The organism is Sneathia sanguinegens, assembly GCF_001517935.1.
Lineage (GTDB): Bacteria > Fusobacteriota > Fusobacteriia > Fusobacteriales > Leptotrichiaceae > Sneathia > Sneathia sanguinegens.
This window is the reverse complement of the sequence record NZ_LOQF01000003.1, coordinates 76,208-96,910: the sequence shown is the minus strand read 5'-3', so window position 1 is coordinate 96,910 and position 20,703 is coordinate 76,208. Positions and strand designations below refer to the sequence as shown.

General features: G+C 29.5%; 32 protein-coding genes. 6 read left to right on the top strand and 26 right to left on the bottom strand.

The window, feature by feature from the left end; genetic code table 11:
- Positions 1 to 47 precede the first annotated feature (47 nt).
- From secY to rpsL, 26 genes are all read right to left on the bottom strand, one after another.
- Positions 48 to 1,364 (bottom strand): preprotein translocase subunit SecY, encoded by a 1,317-nt coding sequence (secY, locus tag AWT65_RS02305; RefSeq protein WP_066728943.1) that lies wholly within the window; start codon positions 1,362 to 1,364, stop codon positions 48 to 50.
- 27 nt (positions 1,365 to 1,391) lie between these two features.
- Positions 1,392 to 1,925 (bottom strand): 50S ribosomal protein L15, encoded by a 534-nt coding sequence (rplO, locus tag AWT65_RS02300; RefSeq protein WP_066728942.1) that lies wholly within the window; start codon positions 1,923 to 1,925, stop codon positions 1,392 to 1,394.
- A 6-nt stretch (positions 1,926 to 1,931) separates the two neighbouring features.
- Positions 1,932 to 2,111 carry a 50S ribosomal protein L30 gene (rpmD, locus tag AWT65_RS02295; RefSeq protein WP_066728940.1) on the bottom strand — a complete coding sequence of 60 codons (180 nt, stop codon included), beginning with the start codon at positions 2,109 to 2,111 and terminating at the stop codon, positions 1,932 to 1,934.
- A gap of 16 nt (positions 2,112 to 2,127) precedes the next feature.
- Complete coding sequence (rpsE, locus tag AWT65_RS02290) at positions 2,128 to 2,625, bottom strand: 30S ribosomal protein S5 (protein WP_066728938.1); 498 nt, start codon at positions 2,623 to 2,625, stop codon at positions 2,128 to 2,130.
- A 19-nt stretch (positions 2,626 to 2,644) separates the two neighbouring features.
- Entirely contained in the window at positions 2,645 to 3,007 is a 363-nt protein-coding gene (gene rplR / locus AWT65_RS02285) for a 50S ribosomal protein L18 (RefSeq protein ID WP_066728935.1), read from the bottom strand.
- 14 nt (positions 3,008 to 3,021) lie between these two features.
- A complete protein-coding gene (rplF, locus tag AWT65_RS02280) occupies positions 3,022 to 3,555 on the bottom strand; it encodes a 50S ribosomal protein L6 (protein ID WP_066728934.1) in 534 nt (177 codons plus the stop codon).
- 38 nt (positions 3,556 to 3,593) lie between these two features.
- Positions 3,594 to 3,989 carry a 30S ribosomal protein S8 gene (rpsH, locus tag AWT65_RS02275; protein ID WP_066728933.1) on the bottom strand — a complete coding sequence of 132 codons (396 nt, stop codon included), beginning with the start codon at positions 3,987 to 3,989 and terminating at the stop codon, positions 3,594 to 3,596.
- 19 nt (positions 3,990 to 4,008) lie between these two features.
- The gene (gene rpsN / locus AWT65_RS02270; protein ID WP_066728930.1) at positions 4,009 to 4,296 is read right to left on the bottom strand and encodes a 30S ribosomal protein S14; all 288 of its coding nucleotides are present in this window, start codon (positions 4,294 to 4,296) and stop codon (positions 4,009 to 4,011) included.
- A gap of 11 nt (positions 4,297 to 4,307) precedes the next feature.
- Positions 4,308 to 4,862, bottom strand: a complete 555-nt coding sequence (gene rplE / locus AWT65_RS02265; RefSeq protein ID WP_066728929.1) for a 50S ribosomal protein L5 — start codon at positions 4,860 to 4,862, stop codon at positions 4,308 to 4,310.
- A 13-nt stretch (positions 4,863 to 4,875) separates the two neighbouring features.
- Positions 4,876 to 5,259, bottom strand: coding sequence for a 50S ribosomal protein L24 (gene rplX / locus AWT65_RS02260; protein WP_066728927.1), 384 nt, complete (start codon positions 5,257 to 5,259; stop codon positions 4,876 to 4,878).
- A 16-nt stretch (positions 5,260 to 5,275) separates the two neighbouring features.
- The gene (gene rplN, locus AWT65_RS02255) at positions 5,276 to 5,644 is read right to left on the bottom strand and encodes a 50S ribosomal protein L14 (protein ID WP_066728926.1); all 369 of its coding nucleotides are present in this window, start codon (positions 5,642 to 5,644) and stop codon (positions 5,276 to 5,278) included.
- 21 nt (positions 5,645 to 5,665) lie between these two features.
- Complete coding sequence (gene rpsQ, locus AWT65_RS02250; RefSeq protein ID WP_083497794.1) at positions 5,666 to 5,920, bottom strand: 30S ribosomal protein S17; 255 nt, start codon at positions 5,918 to 5,920, stop codon at positions 5,666 to 5,668.
- An 11-nt stretch (positions 5,921 to 5,931) separates the two neighbouring features.
- Positions 5,932 to 6,117 (bottom strand): 50S ribosomal protein L29, encoded by a 186-nt coding sequence (gene rpmC, locus AWT65_RS02245; protein WP_066728924.1) that lies wholly within the window; start codon positions 6,115 to 6,117, stop codon positions 5,932 to 5,934.
- Entirely contained in the window at positions 6,117 to 6,539 is a 423-nt protein-coding gene (gene rplP / locus AWT65_RS02240; RefSeq protein WP_066728922.1) for a 50S ribosomal protein L16, read from the bottom strand. The genes rpmC and rplP overlap by 1 nt, the downstream gene beginning before the upstream one ends.
- Positions 6,539 to 7,195 (bottom strand): 30S ribosomal protein S3, encoded by a 657-nt coding sequence (gene rpsC, locus AWT65_RS02235; RefSeq protein WP_066728920.1) that lies wholly within the window; start codon positions 7,193 to 7,195, stop codon positions 6,539 to 6,541. Before rpsC ends, rplP begins: the two co-directional genes overlap by 1 nt.
- Before the next feature lie 17 nt (positions 7,196 to 7,212).
- A complete protein-coding gene (gene rplV / locus AWT65_RS02230) occupies positions 7,213 to 7,548 on the bottom strand; it encodes a 50S ribosomal protein L22 (RefSeq protein WP_066728918.1) in 336 nt (111 codons plus the stop codon).
- A 27-nt stretch (positions 7,549 to 7,575) separates the two neighbouring features.
- Positions 7,576 to 7,851: a 30S ribosomal protein S19 gene (gene rpsS / locus AWT65_RS02225; RefSeq protein WP_066728917.1), complete on the bottom strand. Its 276-nt coding sequence runs from the start codon at positions 7,849 to 7,851 to the stop codon at positions 7,576 to 7,578.
- A 29-nt stretch (positions 7,852 to 7,880) separates the two neighbouring features.
- Positions 7,881 to 8,708, bottom strand: coding sequence for a 50S ribosomal protein L2 (rplB, locus tag AWT65_RS02220; RefSeq protein WP_066728915.1), 828 nt, complete (start codon positions 8,706 to 8,708; stop codon positions 7,881 to 7,883).
- Between the two features lie 134 nt (positions 8,709 to 8,842).
- Positions 8,843 to 9,127: a 50S ribosomal protein L23 gene (rplW, locus tag AWT65_RS02215; RefSeq protein WP_066728914.1), complete on the bottom strand. Its 285-nt coding sequence runs from the start codon at positions 9,125 to 9,127 to the stop codon at positions 8,843 to 8,845.
- A gap of 1 nt (position 9,128) precedes the next feature.
- Complete coding sequence (gene rplD, locus AWT65_RS02210; RefSeq protein ID WP_066728912.1) at positions 9,129 to 9,767, bottom strand: 50S ribosomal protein L4; 639 nt, start codon at positions 9,765 to 9,767, stop codon at positions 9,129 to 9,131.
- A 15-nt stretch (positions 9,768 to 9,782) separates the two neighbouring features.
- Positions 9,783 to 10,406, bottom strand: a complete 624-nt coding sequence (rplC, locus tag AWT65_RS02205) for a 50S ribosomal protein L3 (RefSeq protein ID WP_066728910.1) — start codon at positions 10,404 to 10,406, stop codon at positions 9,783 to 9,785.
- Positions 10,407 to 10,474: 68 nt separating this feature from the next.
- Positions 10,475 to 10,780 (bottom strand): 30S ribosomal protein S10, encoded by a 306-nt coding sequence (rpsJ, locus tag AWT65_RS02200; RefSeq protein WP_157055040.1) that lies wholly within the window; start codon positions 10,778 to 10,780, stop codon positions 10,475 to 10,477.
- Between the two features lie 72 nt (positions 10,781 to 10,852).
- Positions 10,853 to 12,037 (bottom strand): elongation factor Tu, encoded by a 1,185-nt coding sequence (gene tuf, locus AWT65_RS02195; RefSeq protein ID WP_066728554.1) that lies wholly within the window; start codon positions 12,035 to 12,037, stop codon positions 10,853 to 10,855.
- A 17-nt stretch (positions 12,038 to 12,054) separates the two neighbouring features.
- Complete coding sequence (fusA, locus tag AWT65_RS02190; protein WP_066728907.1) at positions 12,055 to 14,133, bottom strand: elongation factor G; 2,079 nt, start codon at positions 14,131 to 14,133, stop codon at positions 12,055 to 12,057.
- Positions 14,134 to 14,144: 11 nt separating this feature from the next.
- Positions 14,145 to 14,615 (bottom strand): 30S ribosomal protein S7, encoded by a 471-nt coding sequence (gene rpsG / locus AWT65_RS02185; RefSeq protein WP_066728905.1) that lies wholly within the window; start codon positions 14,613 to 14,615, stop codon positions 14,145 to 14,147.
- Positions 14,616 to 14,630: 15 nt separating this feature from the next.
- Entirely contained in the window at positions 14,631 to 15,002 is a 372-nt protein-coding gene (rpsL, locus tag AWT65_RS02180; RefSeq protein ID WP_066728899.1) for a 30S ribosomal protein S12, read from the bottom strand.
- Positions 15,003 to 15,490: 488 nt separating this feature from the next.
- On the opposite strand from rpsL, the gene AWT65_RS02175 reads away from it, so the two are divergent.
- The 6 genes from AWT65_RS02175 (at position 15,491) to AWT65_RS02150 (ending at position 20,693) form a co-directional block, all read left to right on the top strand.
- Complete coding sequence (locus AWT65_RS02175) at positions 15,491 to 15,847, top strand: DUF4143 domain-containing protein (RefSeq protein ID WP_157055039.1); 357 nt, start codon at positions 15,491 to 15,493, stop codon at positions 15,845 to 15,847.
- Positions 15,848 to 15,893: 46 nt separating this feature from the next.
- Entirely contained in the window at positions 15,894 to 17,771 is a 1,878-nt protein-coding gene (locus AWT65_RS02170) for an ABC-F family ATP-binding cassette domain-containing protein (RefSeq protein ID WP_066728897.1), read from the top strand.
- Positions 17,761 to 18,414 carry an HAD family hydrolase gene (locus AWT65_RS02165; protein ID WP_066728896.1) on the top strand — a complete coding sequence of 218 codons (654 nt, stop codon included), beginning with the start codon at positions 17,761 to 17,763 and terminating at the stop codon, positions 18,412 to 18,414. The genes AWT65_RS02170 and AWT65_RS02165 overlap by 11 nt, the downstream gene beginning before the upstream one ends.
- 106 nt (positions 18,415 to 18,520) lie before the next feature.
- Positions 18,521 to 19,624 carry a hypothetical protein gene (locus AWT65_RS02160; RefSeq protein WP_066728894.1) on the top strand — a complete coding sequence of 368 codons (1,104 nt, stop codon included), beginning with the start codon at positions 18,521 to 18,523 and terminating at the stop codon, positions 19,622 to 19,624.
- Entirely contained in the window at positions 19,599 to 19,820 is a 222-nt protein-coding gene (locus AWT65_RS02155) for a hypothetical protein (RefSeq protein ID WP_066728892.1), read from the top strand. Before AWT65_RS02160 ends, AWT65_RS02155 begins: the two co-directional genes overlap by 26 nt.
- A gap of 186 nt (positions 19,821 to 20,006) precedes the next feature.
- Positions 20,007 to 20,693: a DUF3800 domain-containing protein gene (locus AWT65_RS02150; protein ID WP_066728889.1), complete on the top strand. Its 687-nt coding sequence runs from the start codon at positions 20,007 to 20,009 to the stop codon at positions 20,691 to 20,693.
- Positions 20,694 to 20,703 lie beyond the last annotated feature (10 nt).

Here is a 20,703-nt window from a genome sequence, read left to right as displayed (position 1 = left end):
TTTACCTTTCTAATAAAAAACTCACACTTTAAAAATGTGAGCTTTTCTTATCTATCACTTTTTGGTCTATGTCTTTGTACAAAACCACGATATTTTTTAACTGCTAGATGAGAATCTATTTGTTGAATTAACTCAACTGCTACTCCAACTAGAATTATTAAACTTGTTCCACCTATCATAACTGGCATATGAACTACATAACCAAACCAAATATTAGGTAATATTCCTAATATAGCTAAAAATACCGCTGTTCCATATGTTATAGTTGTAACCACTTCTTCAAGATAATCAGCTGTTTCACTACCTGCTCTTTTCAATGGTAAAGTACCACCACTTTGTTTTAAGCTTTCAGCTATCTTATCTGGATCAAATACTATTGCTGTATAGAAGAAAGAGAACAATATGATTAAAAATACTGTAATTAGTAAATATAACCAACCTGTTTGTCCAAGCAGTTTTTCCCAATATTTATGCTTAGTAGGATCTTTAATTGATGCAACTATTAAACCTGGTATAGCCATCAACATTGAAGCAAAGATTATAGGCATAACACCTGCAGTATTAATTTTAACTGGTAAAAATGTTTTTTTACCAACTACACTTGGTCCTTGTCCAAAACCTCTACTTGATTTCCCAACATATTGTATTGGTATTCTTCTTTCACCTAATTGAATTATTACCATAACTACTATTATTACTATAAATAAGATTATTGAAGATGTTAATAGTACTCTTCCAAAATTTGTTTTAGATAAGGTCTTCCACATATTAAAACTAACTTGAGGTAAATTTGCAACAATGTTCAAAAAGATCAACATTGATGTTCCATTTCCTATTCCCTTTATTGATATCTTTTCAGATAACCACATAAGGAAGGCTGCTCCACCTGTCATAAGTGCAACAGTTGAAATTACAAATAATATCCCTGGTTCTATTACTATTCTTTGTGCTTGTAGTATAAATGATATACCTATTGATTGAACAAGGGCTATACCTATAGCCATATATCTTGTCCATTGAGTAATAGTGTCTCTTTGCTTTCCACCTTCTCTTTGCATTTCTTCTATTTTAGGATACAAAACTCCTAACAATTGAAATACTATGGAAGCGTTAATATATGGAGTAATACCTAAAGAGAAAATTGAGGCTCTTTGTATAGCTCCCCCTGAGAATAAATCCAAAAATTGTGCTAATGGATTATTAGTTATCTTCCCAAAGGCAGCCATATTGATGCCTGGAACAGCTATATGAACACCTATTCTTGCAATCAAAAACATCAATAGGGTATATGTAACTCTTCTTCTTAGTTCTCTAACCTTAATAATAGAATTTAATCTAGTCATTATTGCTTCAGATAATGTCATGATATCACTCCTTAACTATGAATTAGCTTATTTATTATTCTTAGCAATCTTTGAATAAGATTTAACTTCTAATAATTCTACTGTTCCTCCAGCTTTTTCAACTAATTCTTTAGCTGATTTAGATATCTTTTCAACAACAAATTTTAACTTTTTATTTATTTCATAGACACCTATAACTTTTAAAATACTTGTATATTGTCTATCTCTTAATCCATCTTCAGTATATCTAACTCTAAAGCTAGGATTTTTAACAACACCTTTAGCTATTAATGTTTCTAAAGATACTGTTTCTCCATCTTCATACTTATCAATGAAATCTTTAAGATTTACAACAACTAAATCCTTTTTAAATGCTGCATTTGAGAATCCTCTTTTAGGTATTCTTCTGATTAAAGGCATTTGACCACCTTCAAAGCTTGCTGAAACATATGTTCCAGATCTTTGTTTTTGACCATTATGTCCCTTACCAGCTGTTTTACCCCAACCAGTACCATGTCCTCTTCCGATTCTCTTTCTTTCTTTTTTTGATCCTTCAGCAGGTTTTAATTCGTTAATATTCATTTGATATTAAACCTCCTCTACTTTAAGTAAATAAGAAATTAATTTAATCTTACCTTTAATATCGTCTGTTAAATTGTGTTCAACACTTTGGTTTATTTTTGATAAACCAAGTGCTTTTACAGTTTTAATATGATTAGGTTTTCTTCTATTAATTCCTTTTACAAGTGTTATTCTTACCTTAGTCATTAATCTTCCCCCTAACCTATCTAATAATTTCTTCTATTGTTTTTCCTCTTAATCTTGCAATTTCATCCAATGATCTTAATTTCTTTAAACCATCTAATGTAGCTCTTGCAATATTATCTTTGTTTCTTGCTCCTCTTATCTTAGTTAGTACATCTGTAATACCTACTAATTCAAGAAGTTCTCTTGTTGCAGACCCTGCAATAACTCCAGTCCCTTGTGTAGCTGGTTTTAATAAGACTGTTGTTGCATTGAATTTTCCAATTTGTTCATGTGGTATAGTACCACCTTTCAATGAAACTTTTATCATATTTTTCTTTGCAGATGCAAGAGCTTTTTTAATAGCATCAGGTACACCATTAGCTTTTCCTAAACCTATACCAACTTTCCCTTGACCATCTCCAACTGCTGCTAAAACTGAGAATGAAATTCTTCTTCCTCCTTTAACAGTTTTTGAAACTCTGCTTATTCTTAAAAGACTTTCCTTGTATTCATTAGTCTTAACTTCTTTTGCCAAAATAAATCCTCCTTATCCTTTAGAATTCTAGTCCTGCTTCTCTTGCGGCATCTGCTAATGCTTTAATTCTACCTGTATATACATAACCACTTCTATCGAATACTACAGCTTTAATTCCTTTTTCTATTGCTTTTTTAGCAATTCTTTCACCAATAATTTTTGCAGCTTCAACATTTGAACCATTTTCAATTTTTCCATCTTTTTCAACTGTTGACGCAGATACTAAAGTAACTCCTTTAACATCGTCAATTATTTGAGCAAAAATATTATTTAAACTTCTGTATACTGAAAGTCTAGGTCTTGATTCTGTTCCACTAACTTTATTTCTTATGCTTTGGTGTTTTTTTGCTCTTAAGCTTTTTCTATCTACTTTTTTATACATAGTAAAGTTACCTCCTATCCTTTCTTACCTTCTTTTCTCTTGATTATTTCATCAACATACTTAACACCTTTTCCTTTATAAGGTTCTGGTGGTCTCTTTGCTCTAATATTTGCTGCTATTTGACCTACTAATTGTCTGTCAATACCTTCAACAGTTATCTTAGTATTTCCTTCAACAACAAAATGTATTCCTTCAATTGGAGCTATTTCAACTGGATGTGAATATCCTAATGCTAATACTAAACCTTTACCATTAGCTTGTACTCTATATCCAACCCCAACTAATTCCAATTTCTTTTGGAAACCATCATGTACTCCAACAACCATATTATGTAAGTTTGCTCTTGTAGTTCCATGTAAGGCTCTAGTTTTTGGTTCATCATTTGGTCTTTCAAATGTAATTTCATTTTCTAATAAATTAATTTTTATTAAATCAGAAAATTCTCTTTTTAATGTTCCTTTTGGTCCCTTAACAGTATATACATTACCTTCTTTAGTAACTTCTACACCCTTTGGTAATATAATAGGTTTATTTCCTATTCTTGACATTTTTCCTCCTTAGCGTTAATTTCCGCAGTGTTTACTTACTACCATATGTAGCAAAGAATTTCTCCTCCAACACTGTGCTTTCTGCATTCTTTATCAGTTAATACACCTTTTGGTGTAGATACTATAGCTATACCTAATCCACCTAAAACTTTTGGTAAATTTTCAACTGAACTATATACTCTTCTTCCAGGTTTAGATATTCTTCTTAAACCTTTAACAACTTCTTCTCCATCAACGAATTTTAAAGTAACAACTATATCTTTAATTGCTCCTTCTTCTTTGATTTCGTAATCTACTATATATCCTTCATTTTTTAATATATTTGCAATGCTTTCTTTTATTCTTGAGAATGGTATTGAAACTGATGCGTGTTTAGCCGCATTTGCATTTCTAATTCTTGTAAGCATATCTGCAATAGGATCTGTTAAATTCATCTTATCCTCCTCTCAAATATTACCAGCTTGATTTTGTTATTCCTGGTATTGAAGCTTCTCCAGCAAGTTTTCTAAACATAACTCTTGAAATACCAAATTCTCTCATATATCCTCTTGGTCTTCCATTTATTTTACATCTATTTCTTAATCTTGTTGGTGATGCATTTCTAGGTAATTTTTGTAACTCAAGTATAGCTTCTCTGTCACCTTTTTTAATTCTTTCTTTTAATTCTGCTCTCTTTTTAGCATATTTATCAACAGTTTTTGCTCTTCTTAAGTTCTTTTGTACCATTGCTACTTTAGCCATAAACAAACCTCCTACTTAACGAATGGCATACCAAATGCTTTTAGTAATGCTCTTCCTTCTTCATCATTTTTAGCTGATGTTACTATAGTAATTCCTAAACCTAAAACCTTATCTACCTTATCAATTTCAATTTCAGGGAAAACAATTTGTTCTTTAATACCTAAAGTATAATTTCCTCTACCATCGAATGCTTTTGAAGATACACCTTCAAAGTCTCTAACTCTTGGTAATGCGATACTGATTAGTCTATCTAAAAATTCATACATTCTTTCTTTTCTTAAAGTAACACTAACTCCTATTTTTTGACCTTGTCTTAATTTAAATCCTGCTTCAGATTTTTTAGCACTTCTTGGTAAAGGTTGTTGACCTGTTATTTGAGCTAATTCTTTTAATGCTGAATCTATAAGTTTACTATTATTAACAGCTTCTCCTATTCCCATATTTACTACTATTTTTTCTAATCTTGGAACTTGCATAATATTTTTTATTTCTAATTCCTTGACTAAATTATTTATTATTTCTTCATTATATTTCTTTTGTAATCTTGGAACATATTTGTCTGCCATTGGTTCCTCCTTTCTATATTTCTTTTCCTGATACTACAGAAATTCTTACTTTCTTTCCATCTACTATTTTATGTCTTATTCTTGTTCCTTTTTTAGCTTCATCATCCCACAACATAACCTTAGAAGAGAAAATTGGCATTTCCATTTCTACTATTTTACCTTGTGCATTTTGTTGATTAGGTTTAATATGTTTTTTCTTAATATTAACTCCTTCAACAATTATTTTACCTGTTTTAGGGAAAACTTTTAGTACTTTACCTACTTTTCCTTTATCTCCCATTTGACCAGATTTTTCACTTCTTAGTTCTTTATTTGATCTTCCACTAATTACAACAACAGTATCACCTGTTTTAACATGTAATTTATTAGGAACTGACTTTATTTTACTTTTGATCACGTCCTAATCCTCCTTTTTAAAGTACTTCTGGAGCTAATGAAACTATCTTCATGAAATTCTTAGCTCTTAGTTCTCTTGCTACAGGTCCAAATATTCTAGTTCCTTTAATTTCTAATGAAGCTGTTAAAATTACAGCAGCATTATCATCAAATTTTATATATGACCCATCTTGTCTTTTAACTTCTTTTCTTGTTCTAACGATAACAGCTTTTACTACATCACCTTTTTTTACACTTCCATTAGGGATAGCTTCTTTAACTGATGCAACTACTATATCTCCAATTCTTCCGAATCTTCTTTTTGATCCACCTAGAACTCTAATAACCATAATTTTCTTAGCACCAGTATTATCTGCAACGTTTAGTATTGTTTGTTGTTGAACCACTACAGTTCCTCCTCTCACTTACTACTTAGCTTTTTCGATTATTTCAACTACTCTCCAATGTTTATCTTTACTTAAAGGTCTAGTTTCCATAATTCTAACTTTATCTCCAACCTTGCACTCATTTAATTCATCATGTGCTTTATATCTTTTAGAAAATTTTACTCTCTTTTTATATAATTTATGCAGTTTCATTGTTTCTTCAACTACTACAACAGTTTTATCCATTTTATCAGAAACAACTACACCTTCTCTAACTTTTCTTTCGTTTCTTTCCACAACGAAACCTCCTATTTCTTTTCAGTTAAGATAGTTTTCATCTTAGCAATATCTCTCTTAACTGTTCTTATTTTAGCTGTATCTTGCAATTGTCCTAATGTTTTTTGCAGTTTCAAATTAAATAATTCAAGCTTTAATTCTTTTACTTTTGTTTCTAATTGTTCAACTGATAATTCTCTTATTTCTTTAGCTGTCATTAGTTTTCACCACCTACTTCTTTTCTAACGAATTTAACTTTTATAGGTAATTTATGTCCTGCTTTTCTTAAAGCTTCTTTTGCTGTTTCTTCTTTAACTCCTCCAACTTCGAATAGGATTTTACCGGTTTTAACTACTGCTACCCATCCTTCTGTATTACCTTTACCTTTACCCATTCTTGTTCCTTCTGGTCTTTTAGTATAAGGCTTGTCAGGGAATATTCTTATCCAAATTTTACCTTCTCTTTTAAATGTTCTATTTATTGTAATACGACATGCTTCAATTTGTCTTGAAGTAATCCATCCAAATTCTTTAGCAGCTAATCCAAATTCACCGAAGGCAACTGTGTTTCCTTTTGTTGCAACTCCACCAATTTTTCCTCTGAATTGCTTTCTATATTTTGTTCTCTTAGGTATTAACATTATTCGTTTCCTCCTTCCTTTGTTGTTGGAAGTACTTCACCATTAAATATCCATACCTTGATACCTAAGGCTCCATATGTAGTATTTGCTGTTGCTACAGCATAATCTATATCTGCTCTTAATGTATGTAAAGGTACTCTTCCAGATAATGTCCATTCACTTCTTGCAATTTCAGCACCATTTAATCTACCTGAAACCATTACTTTTATACCCTTTACACCTGATTTTTCAGCTCTTTGTACTGCTTGTTGCACAGCTCTTTTATAAGCCACACGCTTTTCAATTGAAGTTGCAATTGATTCTGCAACTAATTGAGCATCTCTATTAGGGTTTTTAATTTCAGCTGCTTTAGTATTAACCTTTTTACCAGTCATTTTTTCTAATTTAGCTTTCAATGCTTCTATTTCTTGCCCTTTTCTTCCTATAAGGATACCAGCTTTTGCAGTTTCAACAATTACTGTTAATTCTGTTAATGAATTTCTTTCTATAAATATTCTTGAAATTCCAGCTTGGTAGTAATTCTTCTTTATATATTCTTTTATTTTTAAATCTTCATGAAAATTATTTAAGTAATCATCACCCTTTGCAAACCATTTAGAATTCCATGTTTTGATAATTCCAACTCTTAGTCCTCTAGGATCTACTTTTTGTCCCACAGATTTACCTCCTACCTTTAATTTCTTTCTTCAACTTCTACAGTTATATGTGCTAACGGCTTTCTTATTACATCTGCTCTTCCCATTGCTCTTGGATTCATTCTCTTTAAAACTGGTCCTTTATCAATTAAAATTTTTGATATATATAGCTTATCTGGATTCATTCCAAAATTATGTTCAGCATTTGCAATTGCTGATCTTAATGTTTTTTCAATTAATGGAGCCGCTTTTTTATTAGTAAATTTTAAGATATTCAATGCTTGTAATGCATCTTTACCTCTTACTATATCTGCAACTAATCTTGCCTTTTGTGGGCTTAGTCTTTGGTAACGTAATTTAGCATATGCTGCCATCTCTTACTCCTTTCAATTTGTTAATATTTATTTTTTCTTAACATCTTTTTTATCTTTTCCATGTCCATAGAAAGTTCTTGTAGGTGCAAATTCTCCTAATTTGTGCCCTATCATTTCATCTGTAATATATACAGGTATATGCTTCTTTCCATTGTATACTGCAAAAGTATGTCCAATAAATTCAGGGAATATTGTTGATCTTCTTGACCATGTCTTTATAACTTGTTTCTTTTCTCCCATTTTTTCAACCTTTTTCATTAAATATGAATCTACAAAAGGTCCTTTTCTTAATGAACGAGCCATTTTTCCTCCTTTATTTCATTATCTTACTGTTATTTCTTTCTTCCTCTTACTATGAACTTATCGCTATTCTTCTTACCTCTAGTTTTCTTTCCAAGAGTAGGTTTACCCCAAGGTGTAACTGGTGTTTTTCTACCAATTGGTGATCTACCTTCTCCACCACCATGTGGGTGATCTACTGGGTTCATTACTGATCCTCTAACATGAGGTTTTCTTCCTAAGTGTCTATTTCTTCCAGCTTTACCTAATGAAACTAATGAATGTTCTGAATTACCAACTTCTCCTATAGTTGCCATACATTCTTTATGAATTAATCTTAATTCTCCTGATGGTAATTCAACGTGGCAATATGTTCCTTCTTTTGCAACTAATCTTGCAGATGTTCCTGCAGATCTAGCTATTTGTCCACCTTTACCTGGTAATAATTCAATATTATGAATTTGAGTACCTATAGGTAAATTCTTTAATTTTAAAGCATTCCCTGGTTTAATATCTGCTGTTTCACCAGCTAAAACCATATCTCCTTTGTGTAATCCATTAGGAGCTAATATATATCTTTTTTCACCATCAACATAGTGTAAAAGTGCTATATTTGCTGTTCTATTTGGATCATATTCTATAGTAGCAACCTTAGCAGGAATACCTAACTTATTTCTTTTCCAATCAATTATTCTGTATAATCTCTTATGTCCCTTTTCTCTATTTCTTCCTGTTCTATGACCGTAATTGTCAATTCCATATGCTGACTTTAATGGTTCTACTAAAGATTTTTCAGGTCTAACCTTGTCAATTTCAGTATTTACCAATATAGACATATGCCGAGTCCCACTGGTAACTGGTCTTAATTTTCTAATAGGCATATTATTTCTCCTTCCATTATTAAACCTATAATACACACAATCTCGTGTGTCTTTTTAAAATGAAAGACAAAAAAATTGTCCTTCATTCTAAAACACAAATATTATTATATCATATTTTTTTTTATTTTACTAGCCTATATTTCATATGCAGCTATTTTTTCACCTTCAGCTAATTTAACTATAGCTTTCTTATATCCTTGTATAGTATATACTGTCATTCTTGATCTTGCTTTTTTTGCTTTTGTATTCAATGTATTTACAGATACAACCTTTACTGAGAATAATTTTTCTACAGCTTCTTTTATTTGAAGCTTGTTAGCTTTTTTGTCTACAACAAATACATATTCATTAGTATTCATTAAATCTCTAGCTTTTTCTGTATTTAATATTGGTTTTTTTATAATATCATATATTGTCATATTATGCTAACACCTCCTCAAGGCTTGAAAGTGCTTCCTTAGTAATTACTAATTTTTCACTCTTTAATAACCAATATACACTTATTTCACCTGGTAATAATAATTCTGTATCTTTGATATTTCTAACAGATAAGTATAAGTAGTAATCTTTATCTTCTGATAAATCATTTACTATGAATAATTTTTTATTTGTTAAAATATCTAATGATTTTGTAAAGTCTATTAAAGTCTTTGTCTTAGGTGCTTCTAGTGCATAATCATCTATAATTACAACATTACCAGCTTGTAATCTAGTTGCTAATGCTGATTTTAACGCTAATTTTCTAACTTTTTTATTTATTTTCTTTTCATAAGATCTTGGTTTTGGCCCGTGAACAACTCCTCCACCTACCATATGTGGTGCTCTTGTTGATCCTTGTCTTGCTCTACCAGTTCCTTTTTGTCTAAATGGTTTCTTTCCACCACCAGAAACTTCAGCTCTATTCTTTGTACTTGCTGACCCTTGTCTATCCTCTGCAAGTTCAGCTGTTAACACTTCATGCATAACTGTTGCATTTGGTGTTAATGATAATAAGTCATCTCTTACTTCAACAGTTCCACTAATAGAACCATCTAATTTATATACATTTAAAACTGCCATCTTTACTCCCTTCTACTATTTTTTTATTGCTTTTTTAATTACAAGATATCCTTTTTTTGCTCCTGGTACTGCACCTTTAACTAAAAGTATACCATTTTCTGCATCTATTCCAACAACTTTTAGATTTTGTACTGTAACATTTTCATTACCTAATCTTCCAGCCATTCTCTTACCTTTTGGTACATTACTATTTGATGCTGCACCCCCAGCATTTGAACCTCCAAGTCTGTGGTTTCTTGAAACCCCATGTGTAGCTCTATTACCACCGAAATTATGTCTCTTCATAACCCCAGCAGTTCCTTTACCTTTTGATACACCTTGGATATCAACATATTCTATACCTTCTAATGAAGCAATTGTTAATTCCTTACCTAATTCATATCCTTCGACTGAATCAACACGAAATTCTTTTACAAATTTTTTAGGAGTAATTCCTGCTTTTTTGAAAACACCCATTTCAGGTTTTTTAACTAATTTTTCTCTTTTTTCATCGAAGCCTAATGCTATTGCATTATATCCTTCTTTTTCATTTGTTTTTATTTGAACGACAAAATTTGAACCTACTTCTATAACTGTAACTGGTACTAATTTTTTGTCTTCAAATATTTGTGTCATACCTACTTTTTTTCCTAATATCATCTATTATTCCTCCTTAATATATTGGTTGGTAAACCAACTTGTATTAAAGTGTCATTGTAACACAATAATTACTTAATTTCTATTCCAACACCTGATGGTAAAGTTAATGAACTTAATGAATCCATCACTTGTTGATTTGAATTTTTAACTTCAATAAATCTTCTATGTATTCTCATTTCAAATTGTTCTCTTGAATCTTTATTTACATGTACTGATCTTAGTACAGTATATTTTTTAACCTTAGTTGGTAAAGGCATAGGTCCAACTATTTCAGATCCTGATTTTTTTACAACTTCAGCTATTTTTTTTGAAGATTGATCTAACAATTTATGGTCATATGATTGAAGATGTATTCTTAATTTATTTTCCAAAATTTTTCCTCCCTACTTTGTTTGTAGCAAGGGCAGAAGCCCTTACTACTATGTTTTCAATTAAATGTATTATTTTTATTTATCAATTTTAGCAACAACTCCAGAAGCAACTGTTCTTCCACCTTCTCTTATTGCAAATCTTAATCCTGGTTCCATTGCAATTGGGTGTATTAATTTTACTTCTACTGATACATTATCTCCAGGCATTACCATTTCTACTCCTTCTGGTAATTGTACTTCTCCTGTTATATCTGTTGTTCTAAAGTAGAATTGTGGTTTGTATCCTGTGAAGAATGGTGTATGTCTTCCACCTTCTTCTTTTGTTAGAACATATATTTCTCCCTTGAATTCTGTATGTGGTGTTATTGTTCCTGGTTTTGCTAATACTTGTCCTCTTTCTACTTCTTCTTTCTTAACTCCTCTTAGTAATGCTCCTATATTATCCCCTGCTTGTCCTTGGTCTAATAATTTTCTGAACATTTCTATTCCTGTTACTGTTGTCTTTGATGTTGGCTTGATTCCTACTATTTCTACTTCATCCCCAACTTTTACAACTCCTCTTTCTACTCTTCCTGTTACTACTGTTCCTCTTCCTGTTATTGTCATAACATCTTCTATTGGCATCAAGAATGGTTCATCTATTGGTCTATTTGGTGTTGGAATGTAGTCATCTACTGCCTTAATTAATTCTAAGATTTGTTCTTCTGCTTTTGCATCTCCTTCTAAGGCTTTTAATGCTGATCCCTTTATTACTGGTATTTCATCTCCTGGGAATCCATATTCAGTTAATAATTCTCTTACTTCCATTTCTACTAATTCTAGTAATTCTTCATCATCAACCATGTCTACTTTATTTAAGAATACTACTATGTAAGGTACTCCTACTTGTCTTGCCAACAAGATGTGTTCTCTTGTTTGTGGCATTGGTCCATCTGCTGCTGATACTACTAGAATAGCTCCATCCATTTGTGCTGCTCCTGTTATCATGTTCTTTACATAGTCAGCATGCCCTGGACAGTCTACGTGTGCATAGTGTCTTGTTTCTGATTCATATTCTATGTGCGCAGTGTTGATTGTTATTCCTCTTTCTCTTTCTTCTGGGGCTTGGTCGATATTTTCAAAATCTACCTTTTGTGCTAGTCCCTTTGCTGCTAATACTTTTGATATTGCTGCTGTTGTTGTTGTCTTACCATGGTCTACATGGCCTATTGTCCCTATGTTTACATGGGGCTTACTTCTTTCATACTTTTGTTTTGCCATTTGTTTTTCCTCCTAAACTATTTTCCTTGTCTTTCTTCAACTACCTTATCTGAAATATTTTTTGGAACTTGTACATATTTTTCAAATTCCATTGAATATGATGCTCTTCCTTGAGTCTTTGATCTAAGATCTGTTGCATATCCAAACATTTCTGATAATGGTACATGTGCATCTATTATTTTAGCATTATTTCTATCACTCATACCTGAAACTTGTCCTCTTCTTGAGTTTAAGTCTCCTATAACATCTCCCATATATTCTTCTGGTGTTGTAACTTCAACTTTGAATATTGGTTCAAGTAAAATTGGTTGTGCTAATTTTAAAGCCTTCTTAATACCCATAGATCCTGCAATCTTAAATGCCATTTCTGATGAATCGACTTCGTGATATGAACCATCATATAGAGTAACTTTAACATCTTGTACAGGATATCCAGCTACAACTCCAGCTTGTAATGCTTCTTGAACTCCCTTATCTACAGCAGGTATATATTCTCTTGGTATAACCCCTCCTGTAATTTGGTTAACGAATTCATAACCTTTATCCTTGTTAGGTTCAACTTTGAACTTAACATGTCCATATTGTCCTCTACCACCTGATTGTTTTATGTATTTTTCTTCTACATCTGAATTACCAAGTATAGTTTCTCTATATGCAACTTGTGGTTTACCTACATTAGCTTCAACCTTAAATTCTCTTTTCATTCTGTCTACTATAATTTCAAGGTGTAATTCACCCATTCCTGAAATTACTGTTTGACCTGTTTCTTGATTAGCTGTTACAACAAATGTTGGATCTTCTTCAGCTAATTTAGATAATGCAGTTCCCATTTTTTCTTGGTCAGCCTTAGTTTTTGGTTCAACTGCAACTGATATAACTGGATCTGGGAATTCCATATTTTCTAAGATAATTGGTGCTGTTTCATCACACAATGTATCTCCAGTAGTTGTATCTTTCAAACCAACTGCTGCTGCTATATCTCCTGTATAAACTTCTTCTAATTCTTCTCTCTTATTAGCATGCATTAGAAGTAATCTACCCATTCTTTCTTTCTTACCTTTAGTTGAGTTTAAAACATATGAACCTTTTTGTAACATACCTGAATAAACTCTAAAGAATGATAATCTTCCAACAAAAGGGTCAGTAACTATTTTAAATGCCAATGCTGAGAATTTTTCGCTATCACTTGGATGTCTTACTTCTTCAGCATCAGTTTTAGGATTTGTTCCCTTTATTGATGGTATATCTAATGGAGAAGGCATATATTCAACTATTGCATCTAATAAAGGTTGAATTCCCTTATTTTTAAATGCTGTACCGCAAGTAACTGGTACAACTACACCGTCAATAGTTGCTTTTCTTAATGCTCTTTTTAATTCTTCTTCACTTATTGGTTCATCTGCAAAGAATTTTTCCATTAATTCATCATCTGTTTCAACTACAGATTCTATTAAATGATGTCTTGCTGCTTCAGTTGCATCTTTTAATTCAGGTCTTACATCTCTTATTTCAAAAGCTGCTCCCATAGTTTCATCTTTAAATATATATTCTTTTTCAGTAATTAGGTCAATAATACCTTCAAAATTTTCTTCTGCTCCTATTGGTAATTGAATAGGTACACCATTACCACCTAATTTTTTCTTAATATCATCAACACACATTTCAAAATTTGCACCAGTTCTATCCATCTTATTAAAGAATGCAATTCTAGGTACATTATACTTGTCTGCTTGTCTCCAAACAGTTTCTGATTGTGGTTGAACACCATCAACTGCTGAAAATACTGCAACTGCTCCATCTAGTACTCTTAAAGATCTTTCAACTTCAACTGTGAAGTCAACGTGACCTGGAGTATCTATAATATTTATTCTATGTTTTTTCCAAAAACAAGTTATAGCTGCTGAAGTTATTGTAATTCCTCTTTCTTGTTCTTGTTCCATGTAATCCATAGTAGCTGCTCCATCATGAACTTCTCCTATTTTATGATTAACACCAGTATAGAATAAAATTCTTTCAGTAGTAGTAGTTTTACCAGCATCTATATGAGCCATTATTCCTATATTTCTAGTATCTTTAAGCTCTACATTTCTTGCCATTTATCCTCCTATTACCATTTATAATGTGCAAATGCTCTATTTGCTTCTGCCATTTTATATGTATCATCTTTTTTCTTAACTGATCCACCTTCACCTTTTGAAGCTGCGATTAATTCTTTCTTTAATTTTTCGATCATTCCATATTCTTTTCTTTCTCTTGTATATCTAACTAACCATCTGATTGCAAGAGTTTGTTGTCTTTCTTTTCTTACTTCAACTGGAACTTGATATGTAGCCCCACCAATTCTTCTTGATCTAACTTCTAATTGTGGTCTAACATTTTCCATTGCTCTTCTAAATACTTCTATTCCAGCTTCTCCTGTTTCTTCTTCTACACCATTTAAAGCACTGTAGAATATTGATTCAGCTAAAGACTTTTTACCATCTACCATAAGACCGTTAATAAACTTGGCAACAACTTTGTCGTTGTACTTTGAGTCAGGTAGAACATCTCTTTTTATTGCTTGTCTTCTTCTTGACATCTTTATCCTCCTTTATTATTTAGGTCTCTTAGTACCGTATCTTGATCTAGCTTGCTTTCTATTTACTACTCCTGCAGTATCTAAAGCTCCTCTTATTATCTTATATCTAACCCCTGGTAAGTCCTTTGTTCTTCCTCCTCTTATTAACACTATTGAGTGTTCTTGAAGATTGTGTCCTATACCTGGTATGTATGCTGTAACTTCTATTCCATTAACAAGTTTTACTCTGGCAACCTTTCTTAAAGCTGAGTTAGGTTTCTTAGGTGTTGTTGTATAAACTCTTACACAAACCCCTCTTTTTTGTGGATTTGCCTTTAAGGCTGGTGATTTTTTCTTCTTTTCAGAAGTGCTTCTACCAAATCTAACTAATTGATTTATTGTAGGCATATTTCCTCCTCTCAATTCTTTTTTTAATTTTATTGTTGGGTCTTAGTAAATTCATTCACAATTAATTAATCTATCTTTTAAAACTTTTGACGTTCTAACAAAAGCAGTAAAAATCAAGCTTCTTCAAAGGTTAGCTAACTTACTAAACAATAATTTTTGTACACAATAAAACAGAACAGACTCTGCTCTGTACTCGGTAATGATATACTATTTTTAGCTAAATGTCAATGATTTTTAATACTAATCTTAGTAAAAAATATATTAACTTACTAATCCCTTCACTTTCAAAAAATGAAAAAAATTAAAGTTTTGAAAGTCAGTTTTATTGACTAAACTGCTAATATATTCTATTATTGTTTCAAAAGATAAAAAAAATTAAAGTTTTGAAAGTGGTGTTTTCATGAAATTAAAGAATCTTGAAAGTTCACCTGATATAAAGATTATAATTGGTATGAGAAGAATCGGAAAATCAGAATTATTAATAGCCTATGCCAAATATTAAATACCTATGCAACGCTTTTATGTTTTACAAAATAAAAAGATATGATATTAAAGGTAAAAAATATCTAGAAACAAATGATAAATATTATTTGGTTGATTTATCGTTGCGTTATTGCATACTTGGGATAAGAAATATGGATTATGGAAAAGCTTATGAAAATATAGTAGCATTAGAACTTTTAAGACGAGGCTACGATATTTATGTTGGTAAGCTTTATCAAAAAGAAATTGACTTTGTTGCCATAAAAAACAATAGTAAAATATATATACAAGTTTCTGATAATATTTCATATGATATAGATGGTATCAAAATAATAAACATCGCAAAATGGTTAATACAGTAATTTCTTTTTTTTCTTTTTTTTGCTACAATATAAAAAAGGAGTTTTTATGGCACTTATACAAATTAATAATGTTTCAAAAGCATATTTAGATAAAACAATTTTAAAAGATATTAATTTTAATATAGAAAAGAAAGATAAAATAGGTCTTATAGGTCTTAATGGTGTTGGTAAGTCTAGTATTATTAAAATGATACTGGGTGAAGAACCAGTAAGCCAAGGATCTATTTTTGTTGACAAAAATATTAGCATTGGTTATGTATCACAAATACATAATTTTTCTAATAATAATTCTACTGTATATGAAGAATTAGACAGTGTCTTTTCAGAATTACATAAAATATATAATAAGATAAGCTTAATAAATATAAAACTTGAAACACAACCAGAACTAAAAGAAGAACTTGACGAACTATATAATAAATTTGAAGCTAAAGATGGATATAATATAGACTATAAAATTAATCAAGTCATAAATGGGCTTGCCCTTACAGAATTGAAAGATAGAACTATTTCAAGTTTATCTGGTGGTCAAAAAACTAGACTTTCAATAGCAAAACTTTTATTAAAAGAACCTGACCTATTAATTTTAGATGAACCTACAAACCATCTTGACCTTTATTCTATTGAATGGCTTGAATCTTTTCTTAAAAAATATAATAAAGCCTTTTTATTAGTTTCACACGACAGACTTTTTCTAGATGCAATTTGCAATAAAATTTTTGAAATAGAAAATACTAAACTTCGTATATATAAAGGAAATTTTTCGGATTTTGTTATTCAAAAAGAAATGCTAATTAAAGGTGAAATAAAGGAATTTGAAAAAGAACAAGATCGTATAAAGAAATTAAATGAATATATAGAAAGAAATCGTGCTGGTCGTATGGCAAAACAAGCTAAAGGACGACAAAAACTTTTATCACATTTATTAATTCGTGAAAATCCAGAAGTTAAGCAAGAAAATATGCATTTGAATTTTGAAATTAAAAATCCTAGTTCTAATGTAGTTTTAAGGGCAAAAAACTTAACTAAAGCCTTTGATAGCACTCCCATATTTTCTAATTTAAATTTAGATATATATAAGGGTGAAAGAATAGGGATAATTGGTAAAAATGGTTGTGGAAAATCTACATTATTAAAAATAATTGCCGGTTTATTAAAAGCTGATTCTGGTGAAATTCAACTTGCTTCTAATGTCAATCTTGGTTTTTATGAACAAAACAACGAAAACTTGTACCCTAAAAACACAATTTTACAAGAAATAAATACTTCTATTTCTTATACCATAGAAGATTTACGAAGAATGGCTAGTGCTTTTTTATTTAAAAACGATGATCTTGATAAAAGAATAGAAGATTTATCAGGTGGAGAAAAAGTAAGAGTTTCCTTTATTAAACTAATACAAAAACAAGCTAATTTTCTAGTATTAGATGAACCGACTAACCATTTAGACATTTATTCAATAGAAATATTAGAAAAAGCTTTAGAAAATTATGAAGGTACTCTTTTAATTGTTTCACACAACAGACACTTTTTGGACACAATTTGCAACACTATCTATGTATTAGATGAAAAAGGTCTTACAAAATTCAAAGGAAATTATGAAGAATATAGAAAAAGTTTGGCACAAGTTGAAACAAAAGATAAGGATACAACTAAAAAGCTAGACTATTTTCAAAAAAAAGAAGAACAAAAAAAATTGAATAAATTAAAAAAAGATATAGCTAGTTTAGAAGAAAAAATAGATTCAATTAATTTACAAAAACAAGAAAAACAAAAATCAATGTTTGAACCTAATATATCAAATAATATAGAAAAATTAGTTGAAATTCAAAAAGAAATAGAAAATTTAGATAAAGAAGAAGAAGAACTATTAAATAAATGGCAAAATTACTCAGATGAATTGGAGGCTCTAAATGAAATTTAAAAATATTGATTTATTTATTTTTGATATGGATGGTTTAATTTTTGAAACAGAAAAACTTTATTTAAAATTTTTACCAGAAGTAATGAAGCAATTAGGTTATACTCCTGATGTAAATACCATAAATCAAACAATAGGAATGAATTTAAGTTCCATGAAGCAACTTTATGAAAATAAATATGGAAAAGATTTTCCTTTTGCGACTTTATCAGAAAAAGTTTATGAAAAATTAATTGACCATAATGAAAAATACGGGCTTGAACTTGTACCTGGTGTTTTAGATGTTTTAAACTATTTACATGATAAGGGTAAAAAATGTGTTATTGCCTCATCTTCAGGTATAGATATTATAAAAAAGTATATTAAAAAAAATAATTTAGAAAAATATTTTTGCGATTATACTGCTGGTAATGAAATTACACATGGAAAACCAAATCCAGAAATATTTTTACTAGCTGCAAAAAAACAAAATGTTAATCCTAATAATTGCATGGTTTTTGAAGATTCATATAATGGCATACGAGCTGGAGTCAATGCTAACATGCATACAATAATGATACCTAATGTACAAAAGGCTAATGCTGAAATGAAAAATATTAGTAGCCTAATCTTAAAAAATATAAAAGAAATTTTAATGTATATTTAACACCCTTGTTTTACTGACTTTGTATACGCATTTTTATATATTTTTGACCTCTTTTTCAAGAATATACAATGCGTATTTTTTTTATTTTCTTTATACTCATCATAATATGGAAACACTTAATTACAAAAATTTTTTTAATAATGAATATAGTTCACTTGACCTTTCAAATTTGTACTATAGGAATAAGGAAGAATTTTTTAAATATATTTTTTCATTCTATAGTCCAAATAATGTGGAAAATAATTTTAATATTTTAGATGAGATATTAAATCTTAAAATTTTCAATTTAAGTTCAATGTTTCTATATACACATTTAAAAAAAGAATTAAAAAAAAGAAAAACTTATTTATTAAATAAAGATTTTAATTATTTATTTAAAATGAATTTGATATTTTTGGCAAACTATTTTAAAATTTTTCATTTTTCTTCGTTAACTTTTAAAAAACATAAAACAATTGATTATACAAAAATGGATTTCATGTTAAAAAATACTTTTAAGGCTCTAACTGTAAAGGAAAATGACTTTCATTTCTCTATCAGCACTTTCAACGATAAAGAAATAAATGAAAAATTTTCCCTTATTTTCGATGAGCTTATCTTGAAAAATTCTAAAATATCCTTAGATAAATATAAGAACTATTTAACAGACTGCCGTAAAAATTTACATACTATTTCATATACAAACAAAGTTTTTTTTAAAGAAAGTGATATAAACACTTATACCTATGAAATTTTAGAAAATAAAAAGAAATTTTTCTTGAAAGGAAAAAAAGAAATAAAAAAAATAGAAATTTTCATAGATGATATCACAAAAGAAGATTTTAAATTTTTTATGTTCAGTCTATCTAGTATTTTTTTTAAGAAAAAATATAGATTACACATTAAAAATACTTTTGATGAATTTAAAAAAATTGATAAAAATAAAATATATATTTATCTTTGCTCAGATTCAAATATAAACAAACTTTGGTGGACTACAGAAAATAGATATATTCTATCCACAACTAACCTTAAAAATGATTTATTCTTTTTATTTATCAAAAACTTAAATGAAAATCTTTTAACTTTAAAGAAAAAGGACTTTAAAGACTTAAATGAAAAAGAAAAAAGTCATTATTACAACCTATCTTATTATGTTTCTAAACGAGTTAATGCATTTCTTAAATTTCTTGAGGAGGGAGGCTATGGAAAGTACACACATTTTTGTTAGATATAAAAAACCTTATAGCGATCTTATTCTAACAATAATGTCTGAGAATTCACTTTTTGAAGAAAATGTATTACTTAATAATATAGAAAAAATTATCCCAGTATCAAAGATACTGAAAGGTAAAAATAATAAAAAAATTTTAGGTATTTCATATAAAACTCAATTTGATGGAATACAATTTGATCTTTCTTTTTAACTTTTAACAGGGCTTTGCCCCTGTTTTTTATTGACTTTTTCTCAAAAAATGCTATACTTACATTGAAGATAGGTCTACCTATACTGTTTATATCTATGATTACTGAATGTGAGTTTAAGCGTACTGTAAGTACGTCAGACATAGAGCCACTCCTTTAATGTGAGTGGTCTTTTTATAAGGAGAAAAATGGAATTACATATTTATTCAGACGAATCTGGAGTATTCGATAAAAATCATAATGATTTTTTTGTATTTGCTGGTGTAATATTTTTGGATCCTAATAATATTAAAGATAGTGAAAAAAGTTATCAAAATACAGAAAATAAGATAAAGAAAAAATTAGCCTTGAATAATAACTTTGAATTAAAAGCAACCATGTTAAATTTTAATCAAAAAAGAAAATTACTAAGAAGTATAAAAAATAATTTTAATTTTGTGGTTTTAATAAATCAGGAAGAAATTTATGATAGAATTTTCATTGACAAAAAAACTAAACAAAGATATTTAGATTATGCCTATAAAATAGGAATTAAAAAAGCTCTACTTAATTTAGCAAAAAATAAGGTCATAGACCTAAATAATGTTGACTATTTGAAAATTTTTTGTGATGAACATACTACCGCAACAAATGCTATTCACGATTTACAAACAAGTATTTTTCGTGAATTTAAAATTGGAATTGAAAAGTTTGAATATAATCTCATAACCCCACCACTACTACCTAATTTGAAAAATGTTAATGTCGCTTATCTTAATTCTAAATCTAAAATTTTAATTCGTTATGCTGATATTTTAGCAAACACAACATTTAATATTTATCGTAGCACCAAAAATTTTTATAATAAAAATATTTTCGTAATAAAATTGCCATAAAAAAAGAGTT

Bases quoted from the DNA above. Each gene is read 5' to 3' on its own strand.
- secY (WP_066728943.1), bottom strand. From the start codon at position 1,364: ATGACATTATCTGAAGCAATAATGACTAGATTAAATTCTATTATTAAG.
- rplO (WP_066728942.1), bottom strand. From the start codon at position 1,925: ATGAATATTAACGAATTAAAACCTGCTGAAGGATCAAAAAAAGAAAGA.
- rpmD (WP_066728940.1), bottom strand. From the start codon at position 2,111: ATGACTAAGGTAAGAATAACACTTGTAAAAGGAATTAATAGAAGAAAA.
- rplR (WP_066728935.1), bottom strand. From the start codon at position 3,007: ATGTATAAAAAAGTAGATAGAAAAAGCTTAAGAGCAAAAAAACACCAA.
- rplF (WP_066728934.1), bottom strand. From the start codon at position 3,555: ATGTCAAGAATAGGAAATAAACCTATTATATTACCAAAGGGTGTAGAA.
- rpsH (WP_066728933.1), bottom strand. From the start codon at position 3,989: ATGAATTTAACAGATCCTATTGCAGATATGCTTACAAGAATTAGAAAT.
- rpsN (WP_066728930.1), bottom strand. From the start codon at position 4,296: ATGGCTAAAGTAGCAATGGTACAAAAGAACTTAAGAAGAGCAAAAACT.
- rplE (WP_066728929.1), bottom strand. From the start codon at position 4,862: ATGGCAGACAAATATGTTCCAAGATTACAAAAGAAATATAATGAAGAA.
- rpmC (WP_066728924.1), bottom strand. From the start codon at position 6,117: ATGACAGCTAAAGAAATAAGAGAATTATCAGTTGAACAATTAGAAACA.
- rplP (WP_066728922.1), bottom strand. From the start codon at position 6,539: ATGTTAATACCTAAGAGAACAAAATATAGAAAGCAATTCAGAGGAAAA.
- rplV (WP_066728918.1), bottom strand. From the start codon at position 7,548: ATGGCAGCATATGCTAAATTACGTTACCAAAGACTAAGCCCACAAAAG.
- rpsS (WP_066728917.1), bottom strand. From the start codon at position 7,851: ATGGCTCGTTCATTAAGAAAAGGACCTTTTGTAGATTCATATTTAATG.
- rplB (WP_066728915.1), bottom strand. From the start codon at position 8,708: ATGCCTATTAGAAAATTAAGACCAGTTACCAGTGGGACTCGGCATATG.
- rplW (WP_066728914.1), bottom strand. From the start codon at position 9,127: ATGACAATATATGATATTATAAAAAAACCAATATTAAATACAGAAAAA.
- rplD (WP_066728912.1), bottom strand. From the start codon at position 9,767: ATGGCAGTTTTAAATGTATATAAATTAGATGGTTCTATTAGTGGAACT.
- rplC (WP_066728910.1), bottom strand. From the start codon at position 10,406: ATGATATTAGGAAAAAAAGTAGGTATGACACAAATATTTGAAGACAAA.
- tuf (WP_066728554.1), bottom strand. From the start codon at position 12,037: ATGGCAAAACAAAAGTATGAAAGAAGTAAGCCCCATGTAAACATAGGG.
- fusA (WP_066728907.1), bottom strand. From the start codon at position 14,133: ATGGCAAGAAATGTAGAGCTTAAAGATACTAGAAATATAGGAATAATG.
- rpsG (WP_066728905.1), bottom strand. From the start codon at position 14,615: ATGTCAAGAAGAAGACAAGCAATAAAAAGAGATGTTCTACCTGACTCA.
- rpsL (WP_066728899.1), bottom strand. From the start codon at position 15,002: ATGCCTACAATAAATCAATTAGTTAGATTTGGTAGAAGCACTTCTGAA.
- AWT65_RS02175 (WP_157055039.1), top strand. From the start codon at position 15,491: ATGCCAAATATTAAATACCTATGCAACGCTTTTATGTTTTACAAAATA.
- AWT65_RS02170 (WP_066728897.1), top strand. From the start codon at position 15,894: ATGGCACTTATACAAATTAATAATGTTTCAAAAGCATATTTAGATAAA.
- AWT65_RS02165 (WP_066728896.1), top strand. From the start codon at position 17,761: ATGAAATTTAAAAATATTGATTTATTTATTTTTGATATGGATGGTTTA.
- AWT65_RS02160 (WP_066728894.1), top strand. From the start codon at position 18,521: ATGGAAACACTTAATTACAAAAATTTTTTTAATAATGAATATAGTTCA.
- AWT65_RS02155 (WP_066728892.1), top strand. From the start codon at position 19,599: ATGGAAAGTACACACATTTTTGTTAGATATAAAAAACCTTATAGCGAT.
- AWT65_RS02150 (WP_066728889.1), top strand. From the start codon at position 20,007: ATGGAATTACATATTTATTCAGACGAATCTGGAGTATTCGATAAAAAT.